At 63.7% G+C, this 251-nt stretch carries 1 pseudogene; it reads right to left on the bottom strand.

Features of this window, described 5'->3' with window-relative positions:
* Positions 1–53 precede the first annotated feature (53 nt).
* A pseudogene (locus tag ALO80_RS31795) lies at positions 54–251 on the bottom strand (hypothetical protein); the annotation flags it as partial.

Raw genomic sequence — 251 nt, forward strand, 5'->3', positions numbered from 1 at the left:
GCGTCACGAACTGCATGCCGACGCGGAGCGTCGGCACGATAATCAATACAAGGTCATGCCTTGCTCGTGGTCACTGCCAACAAGTGCTTTTCAACCGCGATGGCCCAGACGACGCAGAGTGCGACGTAAGTGACGGCTGAGTCCTGGCGCTGATCCGGGGGTAGCCTGGCAGGACGCCAGGCTAGCCGCACCGGGCCATGGATGGCCCGTTGCGGCGACCCGCGGATCAGCGTCAGGACGAAGGAACCCGA

Source organism: Pseudomonas caricapapayae, from assembly GCF_001400735.1.
GTDB classification, from domain to species: Bacteria; Pseudomonadota; Gammaproteobacteria; order Pseudomonadales; family Pseudomonadaceae; genus Aquipseudomonas; species Aquipseudomonas caricapapayae.